Annotated in this window: 19 protein-coding genes; 9 read left to right on the top strand and 10 right to left on the bottom strand. The window is 63.6% G+C overall.

Annotated elements, in window-relative coordinates; genetic code table 11:
• Positions 1 to 8: 8 nt before the first annotated feature.
• Positions 9 to 242 carry a hypothetical protein gene (locus tag MTX23_RS21165; protein ID WP_280972134.1) on the bottom strand — a complete coding sequence of 78 codons (234 nt, stop codon included), beginning with the start codon at positions 240 to 242 and terminating at the stop codon, positions 9 to 11.
• 564 nt (positions 243 to 806) lie between these two features.
• Between MTX23_RS21165 and MTX23_RS21160 the strand changes: the two genes are divergently transcribed.
• The gene (locus MTX23_RS21160) at positions 807 to 1,775 is read left to right on the top strand and encodes an IS481 family transposase (RefSeq protein ID WP_280972113.1); all 969 of its coding nucleotides are present in this window, start codon (positions 807 to 809) and stop codon (positions 1,773 to 1,775) included.
• Between the two features lie 510 nt (positions 1,776 to 2,285).
• Here the strand turns inward: MTX23_RS21160 and MTX23_RS21155 are convergent.
• On the bottom strand, positions 2,286 to 3,263 hold the full coding sequence (locus tag MTX23_RS21155; RefSeq protein ID WP_280978135.1) for an NADPH:quinone oxidoreductase family protein: 978 nt from the start codon (positions 3,261 to 3,263) through the stop codon (positions 2,286 to 2,288).
• Positions 3,264 to 3,540: 277 nt separating this feature from the next.
• Here MTX23_RS21155 and MTX23_RS21150 point away from each other — a divergent pair, with 277 nt between their 5' ends.
• The 7 genes from MTX23_RS21150 (at position 3,541) to MTX23_RS21120 (ending at position 12,011) form a co-directional block, all read left to right on the top strand.
• Complete coding sequence (locus MTX23_RS21150; RefSeq protein WP_280972133.1) at positions 3,541 to 4,314, top strand: MotA/TolQ/ExbB proton channel family protein; 774 nt, start codon at positions 3,541 to 3,543, stop codon at positions 4,312 to 4,314.
• A gap of 32 nt (positions 4,315 to 4,346) precedes the next feature.
• Positions 4,347 to 5,177 (top strand): flagellar motor protein MotB, encoded by an 831-nt coding sequence (locus MTX23_RS21145; RefSeq protein WP_280972132.1) that lies wholly within the window; start codon positions 4,347 to 4,349, stop codon positions 5,175 to 5,177.
• Between the two features lie 112 nt (positions 5,178 to 5,289).
• The gene (locus MTX23_RS21140) at positions 5,290 to 7,188 is read left to right on the top strand and encodes a potassium transporter Kup (protein WP_280972131.1); all 1,899 of its coding nucleotides are present in this window, start codon (positions 5,290 to 5,292) and stop codon (positions 7,186 to 7,188) included.
• Positions 7,189 to 7,341: 153 nt separating this feature from the next.
• A complete protein-coding gene (locus tag MTX23_RS21135; RefSeq protein ID WP_280972130.1) occupies positions 7,342 to 9,267 on the top strand; it encodes a potassium transporter Kup in 1,926 nt (641 codons plus the stop codon).
• 119 nt (positions 9,268 to 9,386) lie between these two features.
• Entirely contained in the window at positions 9,387 to 9,716 is a 330-nt protein-coding gene (locus tag MTX23_RS21130) for a rhodanese-like domain-containing protein (RefSeq protein WP_280972129.1), read from the top strand.
• An 8-nt stretch (positions 9,717 to 9,724) separates the two neighbouring features.
• Positions 9,725 to 10,894 carry an aminotransferase gene (locus MTX23_RS21125; RefSeq protein WP_280972128.1) on the top strand — a complete coding sequence of 390 codons (1,170 nt, stop codon included), beginning with the start codon at positions 9,725 to 9,727 and terminating at the stop codon, positions 10,892 to 10,894.
• 7 nt (positions 10,895 to 10,901) lie between these two features.
• A complete protein-coding gene (locus MTX23_RS21120) occupies positions 10,902 to 12,011 on the top strand; it encodes a polyamine ABC transporter substrate-binding protein (RefSeq protein WP_280972127.1) in 1,110 nt (369 codons plus the stop codon).
• A 136-nt stretch (positions 12,012 to 12,147) separates the two neighbouring features.
• On the opposite strand, the gene MTX23_RS21115 is transcribed toward MTX23_RS21120, so the two are convergent.
• The 7 genes from MTX23_RS21115 to MTX23_RS21085 form a co-directional block, all read right to left on the bottom strand.
• Positions 12,148 to 13,083 (bottom strand): lipid A biosynthesis lauroyl acyltransferase, encoded by a 936-nt coding sequence (locus MTX23_RS21115; RefSeq protein ID WP_280972126.1) that lies wholly within the window; start codon positions 13,081 to 13,083, stop codon positions 12,148 to 12,150.
• Positions 13,084 to 13,105: 22 nt separating this feature from the next.
• Complete coding sequence (locus tag MTX23_RS21110; protein WP_280972125.1) at positions 13,106 to 14,383, bottom strand: beta-ketoacyl-ACP synthase; 1,278 nt, start codon at positions 14,381 to 14,383, stop codon at positions 13,106 to 13,108.
• A 27-nt stretch (positions 14,384 to 14,410) separates the two neighbouring features.
• Entirely contained in the window at positions 14,411 to 15,598 is a 1,188-nt protein-coding gene (locus tag MTX23_RS21105) for a beta-ketoacyl-ACP synthase (protein WP_280972124.1), read from the bottom strand.
• On the bottom strand, positions 15,591 to 16,064 hold the full coding sequence (locus MTX23_RS21100) for a 3-hydroxyacyl-ACP dehydratase FabZ family protein (RefSeq protein ID WP_280972123.1): 474 nt from the start codon (positions 16,062 to 16,064) through the stop codon (positions 15,591 to 15,593). The genes MTX23_RS21105 and MTX23_RS21100 overlap by 8 nt, the downstream gene beginning before the upstream one ends.
• A 9-nt stretch (positions 16,065 to 16,073) precedes the next feature.
• Positions 16,074 to 16,373 carry an acyl carrier protein gene (locus MTX23_RS21095; protein ID WP_195789506.1) on the bottom strand — a complete coding sequence of 100 codons (300 nt, stop codon included), beginning with the start codon at positions 16,371 to 16,373 and terminating at the stop codon, positions 16,074 to 16,076.
• Positions 16,374 to 16,553: 180 nt separating this feature from the next.
• Positions 16,554 to 16,895 carry a hypothetical protein gene (locus MTX23_RS21090; RefSeq protein ID WP_280978134.1) on the bottom strand — a complete coding sequence of 114 codons (342 nt, stop codon included), beginning with the start codon at positions 16,893 to 16,895 and terminating at the stop codon, positions 16,554 to 16,556.
• 87 nt (positions 16,896 to 16,982) lie between these two features.
• Complete coding sequence (locus tag MTX23_RS21085) at positions 16,983 to 17,174, bottom strand: hypothetical protein (protein ID WP_280972122.1); 192 nt, start codon at positions 17,172 to 17,174, stop codon at positions 16,983 to 16,985.
• 327 nt (positions 17,175 to 17,501) lie between these two features.
• Here MTX23_RS21085 and MTX23_RS21080 point away from each other — a divergent pair, with 327 nt between their 5' ends.
• The gene (locus MTX23_RS21080; protein ID WP_280972121.1) at positions 17,502 to 18,128 is read left to right on the top strand and encodes a ParB-like protein; all 627 of its coding nucleotides are present in this window, start codon (positions 17,502 to 17,504) and stop codon (positions 18,126 to 18,128) included.
• Between the two features lie 132 nt (positions 18,129 to 18,260).
• On the opposite strand, the gene MTX23_RS21075 is transcribed toward MTX23_RS21080, so the two are convergent.
• Entirely contained in the window at positions 18,261 to 18,839 is a 579-nt protein-coding gene (locus MTX23_RS21075) for a peroxidase-related enzyme (RefSeq protein WP_280972120.1), read from the bottom strand.
• Positions 18,840 to 18,862: the final 23 nt, after the last annotated feature.

Genomic DNA, 18,862 nt, shown 5'->3' with positions numbered 1-18,862 from the left:
CGCCCGCCTCAGATATTGCCGACCCACGCGGCGATGGCGGCCGGCGCGATCACGCGTCTTGGCTGGTGCGGGTTGATCGTCCCGGCGCTGACGTCTTCCGTTTGATCGAGCAAGCTGCCGGCAAAAACCTTGGCATCACGCTCGCTTGAGAACGTGCGTGTCTGGCGCGGGAAACGTTGTTGCCCGGCGTTGGGGTCGCGCAGAGCGTACGAAACGTACCAGATGGCCTTCTCGGTATTCATCGCGTCGTCCCTCGCGGCAGCGACAGAATCGTCTTGCCGAATATCGGATATGGGACTCGCGTTAGGATAGCTCGTGTAGCGAATATTGGACCGGACGATGGTGCATGTGCGCTGTGCAGCGGGCAGAGAGGTAACTGAATATGGTGCAGGGCCTGTCCACGCGGCGCCTGTAGTTGCCCCTCAACCGAAGGGCGAAATGACAATGCGCAGTTGCAGTGTTGGTTCCTGTGCCCGTCAGAGGTCACGGGGACGCGACCGCGCACGCCAATCACTGAGTTGCCCGACGGCGCAAGACCCTCACGCAAAAATATTTCTGTTTTCCAGAAGCTCAACTCAGTGTATGAATAACCCGTCTCACCCGCTTGAGGGGCGCTTCGCGATCGTCACGAGTGTTGGGTCGGGATGCGGTGGACGCCGCTGTCACGGCTGACGAGCGTGGCAGATTGCGGACGGCGAAGTCGTGCAGGCCTGACGCCCTAGTTGTGAGCTTTCAGGAGGTTGTCCATCTGGTCTGAACCGAGGAAGCTGAGGCTGCGACGCTTCAGGGTTCCCCGGAGAGACCAGATGAACATCCACAAGAATGCGCCTTTGACGCCAAAAGGTCGAGCGGCGATGGCGCGGAGCGTGATCGAGAGCGGCCTGACGAAGGCCGCCGCCGCGCGCCAATTCAATGTTACGGCGAAGACAGTCGCCAAATGGGTCAAGCGCTTCCGCGCAGAAGGCGTCGATGGTTTGCAGGATCGGTCCTCACGGCCGCATTCCTTGCCAAGCCAAACCCCGGCCGCCACATGCGCCGCTGTCGAGACGTTCCGCCGGCAGCGCCACACCGGCAAGCAGATCGCGCGCGAGGTCGGGGTCTCAGCAGCAACCGTCAGCCGGATCCTGCGCCGGCTCGGTTTGAACCGGCTGGCTGCGCTGGAGCCGGCTGAGCCGATCCGGCGCTATGAGCGCCAGCATCCTGGTGAGCTGATCCACATCGACATCAAAAAGCTCGGCAAGTTCAATCGGATCGGCCATCGGATCACCGGCGATCGACGTGGGGCGAGCAACCTGCGTTCTCGCCGTCAAGGACCAGGTTGGGAATACGTCCATGTTTGCATCGACGATGCGTCGCGGATCGCCTTCAGCCAGGTCATGAAGAACGCGCGAAAGGGCTGTGCCGTCGCCTTCCTCAAGGCGGCGGTGGCCTACTACGTGAGCCTGGGCGTGAAGGTCGAGCGCGTCATGACCGACAACGGCGCGTGCTACAAATCCGCCGCCTTCCGAAAGGCATGTCAGCGCCTCGGCCTCAAGCACATCCGCACCAAGCCCTATACGCCCAAAACCAATGGCAAGGCCGAACGCTTCATTCAGACCAGCCTGCGAGAATGGGCCTACGCGCAGGCCTACAACACCTCAACAGAAAGAGCCGCGGAGCTGCCACGATGGCTTCACCGCTACAACTGGCATCGTCCTCATGGCAGTATCGGCTCAAAGCCGCCGATCAGCAGGCTCGGATTAACCGGGAACAACCTCTTGAGGCTCCACACCTAGTGGCAGGTGTCTCACCAGCAGGAGACAAATTCTCTCGCTGATGACGGTGACAACAAAGCCCAGTCTCGCCGGGGAGAGCACGTATAAGCCGTAAACCATCGCGCAGGGAAAGCCGGAGTGTTATTCGGTCTCACCTGTGGTCCTACCTCCCGCGTTTTTTACTGCGCGGGACCCATGGGTGCGATCGGCACCCGGCTTTCCCTGCGCCCTCTGCTTCGAGCGAGGGCGGAACGAAGCGCAAAACTCGGACAAATCATGTCGCGAGAAGGCGAACTTGCGTCCTCGAAGCTGCCTAGCAATTGAACCGCAGGGCCAACCACGTCATTGCGAGCGGAGCGAAGCAATCCATTGTGGAGCATACGCGGGACGATGGATTGCTTCGTCGCTTCAGCGCAAAATTGCTTTGCAATTTTGTCGCGAGCTCCTCGCAATGACGGAGCGTGACGTTGGACCGCGCCACACTCTCGTTGTCGTCCCGTTGAAGGTGAGGCGACCGCAGTGCTTCTCTCGCTATCCGATCCGCACCACCATCTTCCCCAGCGCGGCGCGGGTCTGCATGGTCTTGAACGCCGCGCGGAAGTCGTCGAATGCGAACACCTTGCCGACCACCGGCGTCAGTTGTCCATTGTTCAGCCAGGCCGACAATTGCGTCATCACGCGCGCCTGTGCGTCCGGCTCGCGGCGGGCGATCTGGGCGGCGTCGACCCCGATCAAGAGGCCGCCCTTCAGGAGCGGCAGGTTGAAGGGCAGCGCAGGGATGTGGCCTGCGGCAAAGCCGACCACGAGATGACGGCCGTTCCAGGCGATCGAGCGGAAGGCCTGCACCGACACCTCGCCGCCGACCGGATCGAAGATCACGTCGGCACCGTGACCGGCGGTCGCGTCCTTCAGCGCATCGCGCCAGTCGGGCCTTGTGTAGTCGATCACTGCATCGGCGCCGAAGCTTGCGGCGAAGTTGCGCTTCTCCTCGGTCGAGGCCGCGGCGATGACGCGCGCCCCGAGCAGCTTGCCGATCTGGATCGCGGCAATCCCGGTGCCGCCGGCGGCGCCGAGCACGAGCAACTGCTCGCCGGCGCGGAGCGAGCCGCGCTCGCCGAGCGCGTAGAGCGCGGTGAGGTAGTTGGTGCGGAAGGCGGCGCCGGCCTCCATCGACAGCCCATCGGGCATGGTCTCGACCGCTGTGGCCGGTACGACGATTTGCTCGGCCAGTGCGCCCGAGCGCGCCGCGCCCATCACCCGCATGCCCGGCGCAAAGCCGGTGACGTCATCGGCGACGGCGTCCACCACACCGGCGAACTCCGCGCCGGGGGTGAAGGGCAGGGGATCCTTGGTCTGGTAACGGCCCTCGACCTTCAGTCCATCGACGAAGCCGATGCTCGCGGCACGCACCCGCACCCGGAGCTGGCCGGGGCCGGCCTCGGGTATCACGACGTCCTTCAGCCCGATCTGATCGATGGGCGCATATTGCTCGACGACAACGGCCTTCATCATGTCTTTCTCGCTGGTTCGCTTCCTCACAGACGCGAAGCTATCTCATGTCCGTTGTTCTACGGGGAGGGCTTTTGCGATGCCGCAGCGGGGGTCGCAGTGGAAAGCCTGCATCTTCAACGACATCCTGCGGAGGAAGGTGTTTACCCGTTGTTATGCCTACCGAATTCGGTAACGCGTCCTTAATCGCACTAACGTTAGGGTTTTTCCACGTGGCCCGCCCTGGGCCGCGCACCGCCCAGGACAGGCGGGTGTCGCGTTCGCGTTGGAGTTCCTCATGGATATCATGACAGGCGCCGGGCTGTTGGCTGGCATCATCGTCATCTCGGTGATGATGATCATGGGTGGCGACCTGCATATGTTCATCTCCGAGCACGCCATGATCATCATCTTCGGCGGGTCGATCGCGGCGACGATGATCCGCTTTCCGCTCGGCGTGATGCTGCATGGCCTGCCGCTCGGTGCGAAATACGCATTCACGATGAGCCGGCTGTCGGCCCGCGACCTCGTTGACGAGCTCGCCCGCGTCGCCGAGATCGCCCGCAAGCAGGGCCCGGTCGGGCTCGAAAAGGTGGAGACCGACGAGCCGTTCCTTGCCAAGGGTATCCGTTATGTCGCCGACGGTTACGACCTCGAGTTCATCCGCGATAACATGGAGCGCGACCGCGACAATTTCCTGATGCATCTCGACGAGGGCAGCAAGATCTACCGCGCGATCGGCGACTGCGCGCCGGCCTTTGGCATGATCGGCACGCTGATCGGCATGGTGCAGATGTTCGCCAACATGACCGACCCCTCCAAGCTCGGTCCGTTCATGGCGACCGCGCTGCTCGCGACCCTGTACGGCGCATTGGTCGCCAACCTGTTCTGCCTGCCGATCGCCGACAAGCTGCACGGCAAGCTGCTCGACGAGGAGACCAACCGCACGCTGATCATCGACGGCATCCTGATGATCCGCGACTCCAAGAGCCCGGCGCTGGTTCGGGAAATGCTGCTGGCCTATCTGCCGGAGAAGCATCGCCAGGAGGAGGGTGAGCCCGTTCCGGCCTGACGGCCCGGACCGGCGCTCTCGGGACAGCAGCGATGGCCAAGAAGAAGCGCGGCGACGCCCATACCGGAGGTCACGGCTGGTTCGTGACGTTCGCCGACCTGATGGGACTGATGATGAGCTTCTTCGTGATGCTCGTCGCCTTCTCCACCATGGACAACAACAAGCTGAAGATCGTCGCCGGCTCGATGCGCGATGCCTTCGGCGTGCAGACCAGTGTACGCTATTCCGGCATCGTCGAATCCGACGGCCTGCCGACGCGGCCGAGGCTGAAGAATGTCGACCACATCTCGCCGGATGAATCCTCGGCCAATCCGACGCCGGACGAGAAGGAGCGCAGCCAGACCAACGGCGCGCGGCTGAAGATCGACCGCGAGTTCGCGCTGGCCTCCGCCTCGCTCAGACAGGCGCTGCAGGACATGCCGGAGCTGACCGAGATCTCCAAGAACATCATGTTCGAGGAGACCAAGGAGGGGCTCAACCTCGAGATCGTCGACCAGGACGGCCGCTCGATGTTCGCCGACGGCTCCAAGGAGCCGTATGACCGCACCCGCCGGCTGATCCAGAAGCTCGCCGCGCCACTGAAGGCGACGCCGCTCCGGATCGCGATCGTCGGACATACTGCCGCAGGTTTCGTGCCGGCGCACAACGATTACGACGGCTTCGACCTGTCCGCGGACCGCGCCAATGTGGTGCGCCAGATCCTGGAACGGGAGGGACTGCCGCCGTCGCATATCTTCGCGGTGTCCGGCAAAGCCGACGGCGAGCCGCTGTTTCCCGACGATCCGACGCTTCCCGCGAACCGTCGCGTGACCATCACGTTGATGCGCGAAAATCCGCCATTGCCGCCGGACTTGAAGCCTTAAGCTCTAGTTACCATGTTACCGTCGATCTGGCCGTGTTGCTCGGTTGACACGCACGGCCGAAGCGTCGATAGCCGCACGGATCAAATCAACCGATCGAGCGTTCCAACTCGTCATGGCTGTTAGCGTCTCATCCACCGAGGCCCAGGAGGGGCAAGCCACCTCGGGCTTCTGGGCCCTGACGTTGGGCAGCATCGGCGTGGTGTTCGGCGATATCGGAACTTCGCCGCTTTACGCATTCCGCGAGGCGGTCGGCGGCGCCGCGCACGGCCAGCCGGTCACCCGCATCATGGTGCTCGGCGTGCTCAGCCTGATCCTGTGGGCGCTGTTCACCGTCGTCACCGCGAAATACGTGCTGCTGCTGCTGCGCGCCGACAACAATGGCGAGGGCGGCACATTGTCCTTGATGGCGCTCGGCCAGCGCGCGATCGGACGCCGCAGCTGGCCGCTGCTGGTGCTCGGCGTAATCGGCGCCTCGATGTTCATCGGCGATTCGATGATCACGCCGGCGATCTCGGTGCTATCGGCGGTCGAAGGCCTCAAGCTCGCCACCCCGCATCTCGAGCACTACGTTGTACCGCTGACGATCCTGATTCTCGTCTTGCTGTTCTCGGTGCAGAGCAGCGGCACCGCGCGAGTCGCCTCGGCCTTCGGGCCGGTGATGGTGGTGTGGTTCGCCACGCTGGCGGCGATGGGGCTCGCGCATATCTCCGACAATCCGTCGGTGCTGGCGGCGATCAATCCGTATTACGCGGTCCAGTTCATGCTGACCCACGGCACCATCGGCCTGGTGACGCTGGGCGCGGTGTTCCTTGCGGTGACCGGCGGAGAGGCGCTGTATGCCGATCTCGGGCATTTCGGGCGCAAGCCGATCCAGTCCGGTTGGCTGTTCTTCGTGTTGCCGGCGCTGCTGCTGAACTATTTCGGGCAGGGCGCGCTGGTGCTGTCCGATCCGGCGGCGATCGAGAACTCATTCTACCGCATGGTTCCGGATGTGCTGCTGCTGCCGCTCGTGGTGCTGGCAACGGTTGCGACCGTGATCGCAAGCCAGGCCGTCATCACCGGCGCCTATTCGCTGATCAGCCAGGCGGTGCAGCTCGGGCTGCTGCCGCGCTTCGAGGTCCGCTACACCTCGGAGACCCATGCCGGCCAGATCTATCTGCCGCGCGTCAACCGGCTGCTGCTGGTCGGCGTGCTGCTGCTGGTGCTGCTGTTCCGCACCTCGAGTGGGCTCGCCTCGGCTTACGGCATCGCGGTGTCCACGACCATGGTCGCCGACGGCATCATGGGCTTCATCGTGATCTGGAAATTGTGGAACTGGCGTGTGGCGTCGGCGGCGGTCGTGATCCTGCCGTTCGTGATCGTCGACATGACCTTCTTCAGCGCCAATCTCTTGAAGCTGCTCGAGGGTGCCTGGGTGCCGCTGCTGTTCGGCGCGACCGTGGCGATCATGATCTGGACCTGGCTGCGCGGCGCTGCGATCCTGGTTGCGAAGACCCGCCGCACTGAGGTGCCGCTGCGTGATCTGATCCAGAGCCTGGAGAAGCGGCCGCCGCACATCGTGAAGGGCACTGCGGTGTTCCTCACCAGTGATCCAAACTTCGTGCCGACCGCGCTGTTGCATAATCTCAAGCACAACAAGGTGCTGCATGAGCACAACGTGGTCCTGACCATCGAGACGGCGCCGACGCCGCGCGTCGATCTCTCCGAGCGGGTGCACATGGCGAAGATCAGCGACAAGTTTTCCACCGTGCGGCTGCGCTTCGGTTACATGGAATCGCCGAATGTGCCGAAGGCGCTGGCGATCGCGCGCAAGCTCGGCTGGCAGTTCGACATCATGGCGACGTCATTCTTCGTCTCGCGCCGGTCGTTGAAGCCGGCTGCGCAGTCCGGCATGCCGCAATGGCAGGATCACCTTTTCATCGCGATGAGCCGGTCGGCCAACGATGCGATCGACTATTTTCAGATCCCGACCGGGCGGGTCGTTGAAGTCGGTACTCAGGTAACTATCTGATGCGGCTAGAGGAATCAGAAATGTACGCGCGCCGACCCATGCGCGAAATGCATAGCTGGGGCCTGAATGCGCGCTAACCTATGCATTCCGGCCGGGAGTATAGCCCCCGCCTTGTATTGTGCGGTGCGGTAAAAGATAGAGGCGCAGCTTCCCATGTCATTCGAGAGCGCGATCACCGCGGCGGAAACGCCCGCGGCCAATGGGCATGGCGAGGCGCATTCCACTGCGGGCTTCAAGGCCCTGATGCTCGGCAGCATCGGTGTCGTCTATGGCGACATCGGCACCAGCCCGCTATACGCGCTGCGCGAGGCCGTCGTCGCTGCGAGCGGCGGTGAAGCGGGCGTGACCGCCCACGCCGTGCTCGGCGTGATCTCGCTGATCCTGTGGGCGCTGATCATCGTCGTCACGCTGAAATATGTCGTGATCCTGCTTCGCGCCGACAACAACGGCGAGGGCGGTACGCTGGCGCTGATGGCGCTGGCGCAGCGCGCCGCGACCAAGGGCGCCGCCGCGATCGTGCTGCTCGGCATCATCAGCGGCGCATTGTTCTACGGCGACGCCGTCATCACCCCGGCGCTGTCGGTGCTATCGGCGATCGAAGGTATCAAGCTGGTCACGGCGACCTTCGATCCCTACGTCGTCCCGATCACGGTGATCATCCTGGTCCTGCTGTTCTCGGTGCAGTCGCGCGGCACGGCGCGCGTCGCAGCCTTCTTTGGCCCCGTGATGGGCGTGTGGTTCGCGGTGATCGCGATCGCAGCGCTGCCGCAGATCGCGCGGCATCCCGAAGTCTTGTACGCGTTCAATCCGGTCCTGGCGGTGTCGTTCATGCTGCATCACGGCGTGATCGGTTTCATCACGCTCGGTGCGGTCTTCCTTGCCGTGACCGGCGCCGAGGCGCTCTATGCCGACCTCGGCCATTTCGGCAAGCGCCCGATCCAGACCGCATGGTTGTTCATCGTGCTGCCTTCGCTGGCGCTGAACTATCTGGGGCAGGGGGCGCTCCTGATCGGCGATCCCAGGGGAGTCGAGAACCCGTTCTTCCTGATGTTCCCGGACTGGGCGCTGATCCCGATGGTCGCGCTTGCGACGGTGGCGACCGTGATCGCGAGCCAGGCGGTCATCACCGGCGCCTATTCGCTGACGCGCCAGGCGATCCAGCTTGGCCTGCTGCCGCGGTTCGAGATCCGCCACACCTCGGAAGCGCATTCCGGGCAGATCTATATGCCGCGCATCAACCGCATGCTGTTCATCGCGGTCATCGTGCTGGTCCTGATGTTCCGCTCCTCGAGCGCGCTCGCCTCGGCCTACGGCATCTCCGTGACCGGCACCATGGTGGTGACGGCGATGATGGGCTTCGTCGTGATCTGGCGGGTCTGGAGATGGTCGCCGATCGCGGCCGCCGCGCTGGTTGCGCCGTTCCTGTTCCTCGATCTCATCTTCCTTGCCGCCAATCTCCTGAAGGTCTTCGAGGGCGGCTGGGTGCCGCTTGCGCTCGGCGGCGCCATGATCGTCTTGATGTACACTTGGCGCCACGGCAGCCGGCTGCTGTTCGAGAAGTCACGCAAGCTGGAATTCCCGCTCGCCGATCTTGTCGCCATGCTGGAGAAGCGGCCGCCGCAGCGGGTCTCCGGCACCGCGGTATTCCTGACTAGCGATCCCGTCAGCGCGCCGACCGCGCTGATGCACAGCCTCAAGCACTACAAGGTGCTGCACGAGAAGAACGTCATCCTTACCATCGAAACCGCGCCCACGCCGCGCATCGATCCCTCTGAACGCGTCCGGATGGAGCAGCTCAGCGAGACCTTCTCCAAGGTGACGCTGAAGTTCGGCTTCATGGAATCGCCGAACGTACCGAAGACGCTGGCGATCGCCCGCAAGCTCGGCTGGCAGTTCGACATCATGTCGACGTCGTTCTTCCTGTCCCGCCGCGCGCTGAAGCCGGCCGCCCATTCCGGGATGCCGCGCTGGCAGGACCATCTGTTCATCGCCTTGAGCCGCGCGTCCAACGACGCCACCGACTATTTCCAGATCCCGACCGGGCGGGTGGTTGAGGTCGGCACCCAGGTCACGATCTAGCTCAAAGCAAGGCCGTAACCCGTTTCGGACGCTTGATTTTCTCCGCGCAAGAGGCGACTTTGCGGCCCGGACCGGCGGGGGCGCGCAGCCGGCCAAACTGATTTCGGGAGGATTTTTCCGTGGCGGACCACAAGGTGCAAGATTTGCTTCCGGACGAGGTATCAAAGGGAATAGCGGATGGACGCTATCTCCTGGTCGACGTCCGCGAGCCGAATGAGGTCGCTGTCGAGGCCTATCCCGATGGCGTTGTTGTGCCGCTGTCGACCTTCGACCCGGCAGCGATTCCCGATCCAAAGGGCAAGCAGGTCGTGTTCGCCTGCCGCTCCGGCAAGCGCTCGGTGACGGCCTCGCTGGCCGCCCAGGCCGCGGGCCTGCCGTACGACAAGCATCTGGCGGGCGGCATCATCGGCTGGAAGGCTGCCGGATTGCCCACCAGGACGGGCGGCTGATCTCCGAGATGATTTCCATGAACAAGGTCTTCGCGGACCTTCCGGTCACGATCTTCGAGGCGATGTCGCAGGCCGCGCGCGACAACAACGCCATCAATCTTGGACAGGGTTTTCCCGACGATCCAGGACCGGAGGACATCCGCCGCGCCGCCGCGGACGCCTCGGTCAACGGCTACAACCAGTATCCGTCGATGATGGGCATTCCGGAGCTTCGCCAGGCGATCGCCTCGCACTACGGCCGCTGGCATGGCCTCACGCTCGATCCGATGACCGAGGTGATGGTGACGTCGGGCGGCACCGAGGCGCTGACCTCCGCGATCCTCGCCGTCGTCGAGCCCGGCGACGAAGTGATCGTGTTTCAGCCGGTGTATGATTCCTATCTGCCGATCATCCGTCAGGCCGGCGGCATTCCGCGACTGTTGCGTCTCGAGCCGCCGCACTGGCGGCTCAACGAGGAGATGTTGAGGGGCGCCTTCAATCACAAGACCAAGGCGGTGCTGTTCAACAATCCGCTCAATCCGGCAGCGGTGGTCTACCCGCGCGAGGACCTCGAACTGCTTGCGCGGTTCTGCCAGGAATTCGACAGCGTTGCGATCTGCGACGAGGTCTGGGAGCACGTGGTGTTCGACGGCCGCGAGCACATCCCGCTGATCACGATCCCGGGCATGCGCGACCGCACCATCAAGATCGGCAGCGCCGGCAAGATCTTCTCGCTGACGGGATGGAAGATCGGCTTCGTCTGCGCCGCGCCGCCGCTGTTGCGGGTCGCCGCGAAGGTGCATCAGTTCCTCACTTTCACGACGGCGCCCAATCTGCAGGCCGCCGTCGCCTACGGCCTCAACAAGCCGGACGATTACTTCCTGAACATGCGCAACGATATGGCGCGGAGCCGGGACCGCCTGACCAAGGGGCTCGAAAGCCTCGGCTTTCCCGTGCTGAAGTCGCAGGGGACCTACTTCCTCACCGTGGACCTGTCGCCGCTCGGCCTCAACGAGACCGATGCGGAGTTCTGCTGGCGCATCGTCAGGGACTACAAGGTCGCGGCGATACCGGTGTCGGCGTTCTACGAGCAGGACGCGGTGCCGTCGGTCGTGCGTTTTTGTTTCGCCAAGAAGGATGCCACGCTGGACACCGCGTTGGAGCGTCTGTCGGACGCGGTCCAACGCCGCAGGAGGTAAGCCCGGAATGCGAGAGCTGAGCCGCCGTCACTTGTACCTGATCGGTGCCGTCGCCGCGGCTTTGCTGGTGTCCGTCTCCGCCCATGCGCAAGAGCGCACGGTCAATTTCTACAACTGGTCGAACTACATGGCGCCGGGAGTCCTGGAGGACTTCACCAAGGAGACCGGCATCAAGGTCGTCTACGACACGTTCGACGCCAACGAGACGCTGGAGACGCGACTGCTCGCGGGCAAATCGGGCTACGACGTCGTCGTGCCGACCGGCTATTTCCTGCAGCGTCAGATCACTGCCAAGGTGTTCTTGCCGCTCGACAAGTCGAAACTGCCGAACCTCGCCAATGCATGGCCCGTGGTGACCAAGCAGCTCGCGACCTACGACCCCGGCAATACGTACGGCGCCAACTACATGTGGGGCACCACCGGCATCGGCTACAACGTCAGGAAAGCGCAGCAGATCCTGGGGCCCGATGCGAAGATCGACAGCTGGGACATGGTGTTCAAGCCGGAGAACCTCGCCAAGTTCAAGGATTGCGGGATCCACATGTTGGACTCGCCCGACGATATCCTGCCGGCGGCCCTGAACTATCTCGGGCTCGATCCGAATTCGACCAAGCAGGCAGACCTCGAGAAGGCCGCCGAGCTCGTCATGAAGATCCGGCCCTATGTGCGCAAATTCCATTCGTCCGAATATCTCAGCGCGCTTGCTTCGGGCGAGATCTGCTTCGTGGTTGGATGGTCGGGCGACATCATGCAGGCGCGCAGCCGCGCCGCGGAGGCCAAGACCGGCGTCGAGATCGGCTACACGATCCCAAAGGAGGGGGCGCAGATGTTCTTCGACAATCTCGCGATCCCTGCGGACGCGAAGAATGTCGAGGAGGCCTATGCGCTGATCAACTACCTCTACCGTCCCGATGTCGCCGCGAAGAATTCGAATTTCCTTTCCTACGCCAACGGCAATCTGGCGAGCCAGAAGCTGATCGATCCGAAGATCTTCAACGACAAGAACATCTATCCCGACGAGGCAATGCAGAAGAAGCTGTTCGTGATCACCGCGCGCGATCCCGCCACGCAGCGGATCATCAACCGGCTGTGGACCCGGGTGAAGACGGGGCGGTGACGCGAAGCGTCATGGCTGCAGGGGGGGTCATTGCATTGCGAGCGCAGCGAAGCAATCCATCCCGCCACACGGGTTGAAGCATGGATTGTTTCGTCGCTTCGCTCCTCGCAATGACTCGGTGAGGTTTGCCGCAGGACTACCGCCAGCGCCGGTGCAGCCAGAGCCACTGATCCGGATATTCGCGGATCCAGCTCTCGACGACATCGGTGACCGCCTGCATCGTGCCCTGGATGTCGACCTGGCCGGATGCATCGAACACCGGCTTCACTTCCTCGGACAGTTCGGCGCGGAAGCGGCCGTTGGGCAGGCGGATGATGCGCGTGCCGTGGATCGGGCAGTCGACCTGGCGGCGCAGACGCGCCAGCAGCGGATTGGCGGTGGTCTTGCGGCCGAAGAAGGTGACTGGAACGCCGTTGGTCAGATATTGGTCGACCAGCATCGCGACATGCTGGCCGTTCTGCAGGGCCTGTCCGAGCCGCAGCGGTGCGTTGCGGCCGGCTGGGATCAGCGTTCCCATCTTGACCGCGCGGATGCGTTCGATGGCGCGGTCAGCGGATTCGATGTTCGGTCTGCGAAACAGGATCGCGGCATCGAGCCCATGGGCGACCGCGGCGAGCGCGGGAAGCTCCCAATTGCCGAGATGCGCGGCGAAGAACAGCGCCGGCTTGCCGTCGTCGCGGAGTTGGTCGAACAGCTCCTTGCTGCGGGGCGAGAATTCGACCCGGCTGGGCTTTTCCGGATGGTCGAGGTCGTAGTCCCAGATGTGATCGAGATGGGCAAACTCGGCACCGAGGCGGCCGAGATTGTTCCAGACGCCAGCGAGGATTGTCTCGATCTCCTCCGGCGACTTTTCCGGGAAGGCGGCCCTGAGATTCTCACGGCCGATGCGGTCCTCGCGCAACCGGCGGCCGATGAAATGCGCGGCCCGGCCGAAGAAGTCCGCCGTTTTGTCCGGATCGAAATAGCGCGTGGTTCGCAACAGGCCGATCGTCAGCGCGCCGATCGCAGCCTCGGTCACAGGTTTCGCGGCGTCGCGAAGACGCGCCCTGGTGCGAAGGAGCAGGCGATTCATCGCGCGAAGCGAGAGCGTCAGCTCAGGCGGGTTCGCGCGTCAGGATCAGCGAGGCATTTTGCCCGCCGAAACCGAACGAGTTCGACATTACGGCAGTGACACGCGCATCGCGTGCCTTGTTGCCGACCACGTCGAACGGAATTGCCGGATCCGGCACTTCGTAATTGATGGTCGGCGGAATCCGTTGATGCTCGAGCGTCAGCAGCGAGAAGATCGCCTCGACCGCGCCGGCCGCCGAGATGGTGTGGCCGACCATCGATTTGTTCGACGACACCGGGATATTGGGAGTGTGTTCGCCGAACACCGCCGAGGTCGCAAGATATTCCATCTTGTCGTTCTCCGGCGTCGATGTGCCGTGCGCGTTGATGTGGTCGATCTGGTTCGGCTCCATGCCTGCGTCGGCAAGCGTCTTGCGTACGCAGCCGATCGCGGGCTTGCCGTCCGGGCTCGAGCGCGTGCGGTGGAAGGAGTCGGTGAGCTCGCCGCAGCCGGCGACGACGCCGAGGATGCGTGCGCCGCGGGCCATTGCCGCCTCGTAGCTCTCGAGCACCAGCGCGCCGGCGCCCTCGGCCATCACGAAACCGTCGCGGTTCTTCGAGAATGGCTTCGAGGCGCCCTGTGGCGGATCGTTCTGGGTCGAGAGGGCCGACAGCAGCGAGAAGCGCACCATGGCTTCCGGATTGACCGAGCCGTCGGTCGCGATGCACAGCGCCGCATCGGCTTCACCGCGGCGGATCGCCTCGACGCCGAGCTGTATCGCAGTCGCGCCTGACGCGCAGGCCGTCGACAGCGAGATCGGCGACCCCTTGGTGCCGAAGGTCTCCGCGAGCTGGAGCGCGACCGAGCCGAAGGTGAAACGGCGATGAAAGCGGGTGAAGTTACCGCTGCCGCAGGCCGCCAGATACTCGACTATTCCGAAATCCTTTGTCTCGACGGCGCGCGCCACCTCCAGCCGTTGCGGCCATTCGGTCTCGATCGGAGCAACGGCCAGAAACAGCGGACCGGGAAAATCGCCCTTGCTGCCGATCGCGGATTGCCCGAGCGCTTCCTCGGTGGCCATCACCGCGAGGCGCTCGGAAAGACTGGTCGACGAGAACGGGTCGACCGTGACGAAATCAACCGCGCCGGCCATCGTTGTCTTCATGCCGTCGATCGGGAAGCGCGTCACCGTCTTGATGCCGGACTCGCCGGCAGTCAGACGCTTCCAGTTGTCCGTCTTGCCCGCGCCGAGCGAGGTCACGATTCCCATGCCGGTCACGACAACGATCGGCCGGCCGAATTTATCGCGTGGTGCTGTCATGGTTTCCCCGTCGGTGCTGCGCCAGACCTACTTGACGGCCTCGACAAGGGCCATGCCTTCGCCCTGCCAGTGACCGGCTCCCATGACGACAATCTGGGTTGGAGCACCGGCCTTTTCAACCTCGAACCCGGTCGGGTCGTTGGCCGGGTAGAGTGCCCCGCGCGAAATCGACAATGCGGCCAGCGCCAGTCCAAGCGGAAACTGCGCTTCCACCGTATGGCCGAAGGTCGTCCCGGTGGCCCGCACAGCGAGGCCGGGATGTTCGCCCAGGAAGGTGCGCTCTTCCGCGGTGGCGGGTTCGGCGCCGGACGCGCCCGTGATCAGGGCCGTCTCCTCGTCGCTCACGCCGAGCTTCGTCCACATCGCCTGCAGCGATTTCGTCAGGGCGCCGGGCTGCTGGCGTCGGGCCAGATCGGCAACCACCTTGGTCAGCTTGGCGTAGGGCTTCGCACCGCGGGCTTCGGCATGCTCGCGCGATTCCATCACCAGGAATGCGCCAGCCGAGCCGAGTGCGAAGCCCGGCTCGTCCTTGCGAGCCCAGACCGGCACATACTGGTCCTTCAGGCTGAAACCGCCGAATTGATAGAGCATCAGCAGATCACCGCGATCGCCATTGTGGGCGGCACCGACCAATGCGATGTCGCTCTGGCCCGCTCCGATGCGGGCGACCGCGTTGCGCGCCGCGTCGATGCTCGAGGCTTCCTCGCCCATGAAAGTGCGCGAAGTGCCGCACACGCCGTGAACGATCGCGATATTGCCGGCGAGCAGGTTGGAGAGCTGCGCCAAGAACAGCGTCGGACGCAGTTCGTTCATCAGCTTCTCGTTGATGGCGCCGGACGGCAAGTTGCCCTGCGCGTCGGCATTCATGATCGCCAGGTCGACCTTGAGATCGCGTTCGCCGCCGCCGGCCGCGATGATCATGTCCATCCGCGACAGGATTTCCTGATTGCCTTTGACGCCGGCGGAGTCGAGCGCAAGGCCGGCCGCATAGGTGCCGATGCGCTGCCACATCTCCATCTGACGTTGGTCGCCCTTCTTGGGGATCTGCGAGTCGAAGGTGACCGGGGCGATCGGATGGATCACGTAAGGCGCCAGGCGCTGCTTGTCGACGTTGACGCGCTTGGCGGCGAGCGCCTCCCAATGGGTGTCAAGTCCCTCGCCGAGCGAGGAGAGTAGACCGATTCCGGTGATCCAGACTTCTTTCGGCTCAGCCATGGGTCATTCCCTCGAGCGGGAAGCCGATCTTGTTGGCCATCGCATCCATGTACACACGCAAGTCCGGACTGGGGAAGGGGATCGTGCGGAAGGTCAGGTCGGCATTGCACTTGAGGTCCTTGCCGACCCGTATCTTTGCTGACGTGACCGCGAAACCGGAGCCCTCGTGTTCGAGCTTGGCCTCGATCGTCAGGAGGTCGCCTGGATTGACGAAGCCACGCATCTTCGCTTCCCGGATCATCGCCAGAAACGGCATGCGCTCAAACTTCATCAGGCCGAGCAGCAACCAGCCCGAACTCTGCGCCATCGCTTCGGTCAGAAGTACGCCTGGCATGATCGGGTAGCCCGGAAAGTGTCCCTCGAAGATCGTGTTCGCGGTCGGAACCTGGGCTTCGACCATGATCGTCTTGGCGTCGAGGTTGAGGTCGACGATCCGATCAATCAGCTGAAAATATTCAAGCTGCATGGCGGGCGATTACGAGCCCGTGCCCGCGCCCGCGTTCTTGGCCGCGACCAGCTCGTCGATGCGATCGGCGAGGTTCTTCAGCACGAAGTACTGCTCGGTCGTCGCCTTGCCGTCGTTGACCTCCTGGGTCCACTTCTCGAGCGGCATCTTGATTCCGAACGCCTTGTCGATGGCAAAGGCGATGTCCAGGAAGTCGAGGCTGTCGATTCCCAGATCGTCGATGGCATGGCTCTCCGGCTTGATCGTGTCGCGCGGAATATCGCAGGTCTCCGCGATAATGTTGGCGATCTGCTCGAATGTGGAAGACATCATTAAGCCTTTGATATATTGGGGTAATTTAGGAGCGGCTTCGAAGGAAACGGACGCGTCGCCCCAGCATCCCCGAGTTCTGTTGCCGGAGTCGTGTGCCCGTATATCGGAGCGGGGCCGTTAGTTCAATGGAGCTTGGCCGGCTGGGTAGGGGGCTTCCGGGCAGGGGTTCCGGCCGGCCTAGCTTCGCGGCATTACCGAAATCTTCGCGCAGTCGCGCCGGCCCATCAGCACGCAGTCCTGGGTCTTGCGCAGGTCGGCGATGCTCATGGCGAGCCAGATACCGATCGCGGTGAGCGCCACGGTGAAGGCGAAGGCGGCGATGTTGGCAAGCATGCGCTGGCGGAAGTCGTCCGGCTCCTCGCGCGGCTTCTCGTAGCGGGACAGGTCATTGGCGACGGGCGCCGGACGGCCCGACCGGGTTGAATCCTCGCGCTTGCCGGGCGGTTGCGTAGAGGTACGCGGCCGGAATTTGAGCACCACATGCTCATCATCCGAGGTGATTGGCCGCTGCGTTTTCACTGCTGTCAGTCCGGTCGCGTCGCAACCAATATGTAGCATGTTCGCCGCGCTCCTCATCTAAAATCTTAGTGCGCGCGGAGGTGGTATTCATGCCTCATCGTGTGGGAACCGGCCGTTGTCGATCTTGAGCCGTCCATCGTCGGTGGCGCGGAGAATCTCGGCGTAGCGATCGCCGATGCGGATGCTGGAACGTTCGTACGACTTTCGCGCATGCACAGTTTGCGGTGCAACGTCGTCATACTTTGAACCGATGGGGCCGAGCCCTTCCAGGTCCCCCACGTTGAGACCATGGAGCAGGCTGTCCTTAGTTGACGACGTGGATCGTAGTCCAGCCCGCCGGGGTCTCGCTGCGGACAAGCGGCAGTTCATATAGAGCCGGCGACACGCGCATGCCTTCCTCGCTGACGCCATTCTTGAACGGGTACAGCCGTGCGGGTGATGTTGCGCCACTCGTCGGCGTCTGCAGGCCCTTTCAGTCCGAGATCGCGGGATTTCCAGGCGGTTGTCCGGCCGCGAAAATCGCGCGAAGCTGGGTCTTTTACCGGCCTGAGACATCATGTCATAATGGAACCCGTTGCAGATGCCGGCCACAGGGGAGCATAGATCATGGCTCATACGCGCGAACCCTACGTCAAGCCGGTGCCGATCATGTCGCTGCGGCCGACCCAGATGACGGTAGGCATGCACGAAGTGCAAGAGAAGCGGAAGCGCTGGCGCGAGCACGCCTCCGACAAAAAGCGCGCGGAACTGCTTGGCAAGCACATGATCCCGGTGGTCCATGGTCCCGACGACCACTATTACGTGGTCGATCACCATCACATGGCGCGCGCACTGCACGAGGAGGGTGTGAAGGACATCCTGGTGACCGTGATCGGCGACCTCACGATGGTCGAGCGCGATGTGTTCTGGGGCGTGATGGACAACAAGCGTTGGGTCTACCCCTACGACGCCAAGGGCGAGCGTTGTCACTTCAGGGACATACCGAAGTCGATCAAGGGTCTCAAGGACGATCCGTTCCGCAGCCTCGCCGGCGAAATGCGCCGGGCCGGCGGCTTCGCCAAGGACACGACGCCGTTCAGCGAATTCCTGTGGGCGGATTTCCTGCGCCGGCACATTCCGCGCAAGACGGTGGAGAACAACTTCGCCAAGGCGCTGGAGAAGGGCCTGGCGCTCGGGCGGAGCAAGGATGCGGTCTATCTGCCCGGCTGGTGCGGGCCGGCATCGGACGATTGATCAACCTGGGCGTGCGGCGGCGCCGGATCCGGCCGGCGTGGATCCTCCTTGCCGCCGAGTGCGCGGTGCAGCCTCCATTCCGCAGGGCTGCCGCAGGTCAGATGATCTCGTTCCAATCCGCCAACGCGCCCTCTACTTCGGCTGCCGCCCGAGCATGTAGAACTCGTCGTTCGGGCGCATCGCGGTGACATTCGCCATCCGGTTCGAGAGCGCGAAGAACGCCGCGACCGCGGCGATATCCCAGATGTCGTCGTCGCTGAAGCCGTGGACGGCGAGGGTGGTGAAGTCGGCCTCCGAGACCTCCTCGGCCGAACGGCTCACCTTCATCGCGAAATCGAGCATCGCGCGCTGCCGCGGCGTGATATCGGCCTTGCGGTAGTTGACCGCGATCTGGTCGGCGATCAGCGGATTCTTGGCGCGGATGCGCAGGATCGCGCCGTGGGCAATCACGCAATACTGGCACTGATTGGCGGCGCTGGTCGCCACCACGATCATTTCGCGCTCGGCCTTGGAGAGCCCGCTGTCCTTCTCCATCAGCGCGTCGTGATAGGCGAAGAACGCGCGAAACTCGTCTGGACGATAGGCCAGCGACAGGAAGACGTTCGGCACGAAGCCGGACTTCTCCTGCACCGCCAGGATGCGTGTGCGAATGTCGTCAGGGAGCTGGTCGAGAGCGGGCGTGGCGAAGCGTTTTGCGGTCGGCTGCGTCATGAGATGGTTCCGGCATGCCGCAG

This window comes from Bradyrhizobium sp. ISRA436 (assembly GCF_029910015.1).
Lineage (GTDB): Bacteria > Pseudomonadota > Alphaproteobacteria > Rhizobiales > Xanthobacteraceae > Bradyrhizobium.
Note: the sequence above shows the minus strand (reverse complement) of the source record. Positions and strands in the feature narration are given on the sequence as shown.

Bases quoted from the DNA above. Each gene is read 5' to 3' on its own strand.
- MTX23_RS21165 (WP_280972134.1), bottom strand. From the start codon at position 242: ATGAATACCGAGAAGGCCATCTGGTACGTTTCGTACGCTCTGCGCGAC.
- MTX23_RS21160 (WP_280972113.1), top strand. From the start codon at position 807: ATGAACATCCACAAGAATGCGCCTTTGACGCCAAAAGGTCGAGCGGCG.
- MTX23_RS21155 (WP_280978135.1), bottom strand. From the start codon at position 3,263: ATGAAGGCCGTTGTCGTCGAGCAATATGCGCCCATCGATCAGATCGGG.
- MTX23_RS21150 (WP_280972133.1), top strand. From the start codon at position 3,541: ATGGATATCATGACAGGCGCCGGGCTGTTGGCTGGCATCATCGTCATC.
- MTX23_RS21145 (WP_280972132.1), top strand. From the start codon at position 4,347: ATGGCCAAGAAGAAGCGCGGCGACGCCCATACCGGAGGTCACGGCTGG.
- MTX23_RS21140 (WP_280972131.1), top strand. From the start codon at position 5,290: ATGGCTGTTAGCGTCTCATCCACCGAGGCCCAGGAGGGGCAAGCCACC.
- MTX23_RS21135 (WP_280972130.1), top strand. From the start codon at position 7,342: ATGTCATTCGAGAGCGCGATCACCGCGGCGGAAACGCCCGCGGCCAAT.
- MTX23_RS21125 (WP_280972128.1), top strand. From the start codon at position 9,725: ATGATTTCCATGAACAAGGTCTTCGCGGACCTTCCGGTCACGATCTTC.
- MTX23_RS21120 (WP_280972127.1), top strand. From the start codon at position 10,902: ATGCGAGAGCTGAGCCGCCGTCACTTGTACCTGATCGGTGCCGTCGCC.
- MTX23_RS21115 (WP_280972126.1), bottom strand. From the start codon at position 13,083: ATGAATCGCCTGCTCCTTCGCACCAGGGCGCGTCTTCGCGACGCCGCG.
- MTX23_RS21110 (WP_280972125.1), bottom strand. From the start codon at position 14,383: ATGACAGCACCACGCGATAAATTCGGCCGGCCGATCGTTGTCGTGACC.
- MTX23_RS21105 (WP_280972124.1), bottom strand. From the start codon at position 15,598: ATGGCTGAGCCGAAAGAAGTCTGGATCACCGGAATCGGTCTACTCTCC.
- MTX23_RS21100 (WP_280972123.1), bottom strand. From the start codon at position 16,064: ATGCAGCTTGAATATTTTCAGCTGATTGATCGGATCGTCGACCTCAAC.
- MTX23_RS21095 (WP_195789506.1), bottom strand. From the start codon at position 16,373: ATGTCTTCCACATTCGAGCAGATCGCCAACATTATCGCGGAGACCTGC.
- MTX23_RS21080 (WP_280972121.1), top strand. From the start codon at position 17,502: ATGGCTCATACGCGCGAACCCTACGTCAAGCCGGTGCCGATCATGTCG.
- MTX23_RS21075 (WP_280972120.1), bottom strand. From the start codon at position 18,839: ATGACGCAGCCGACCGCAAAACGCTTCGCCACGCCCGCTCTCGACCAG.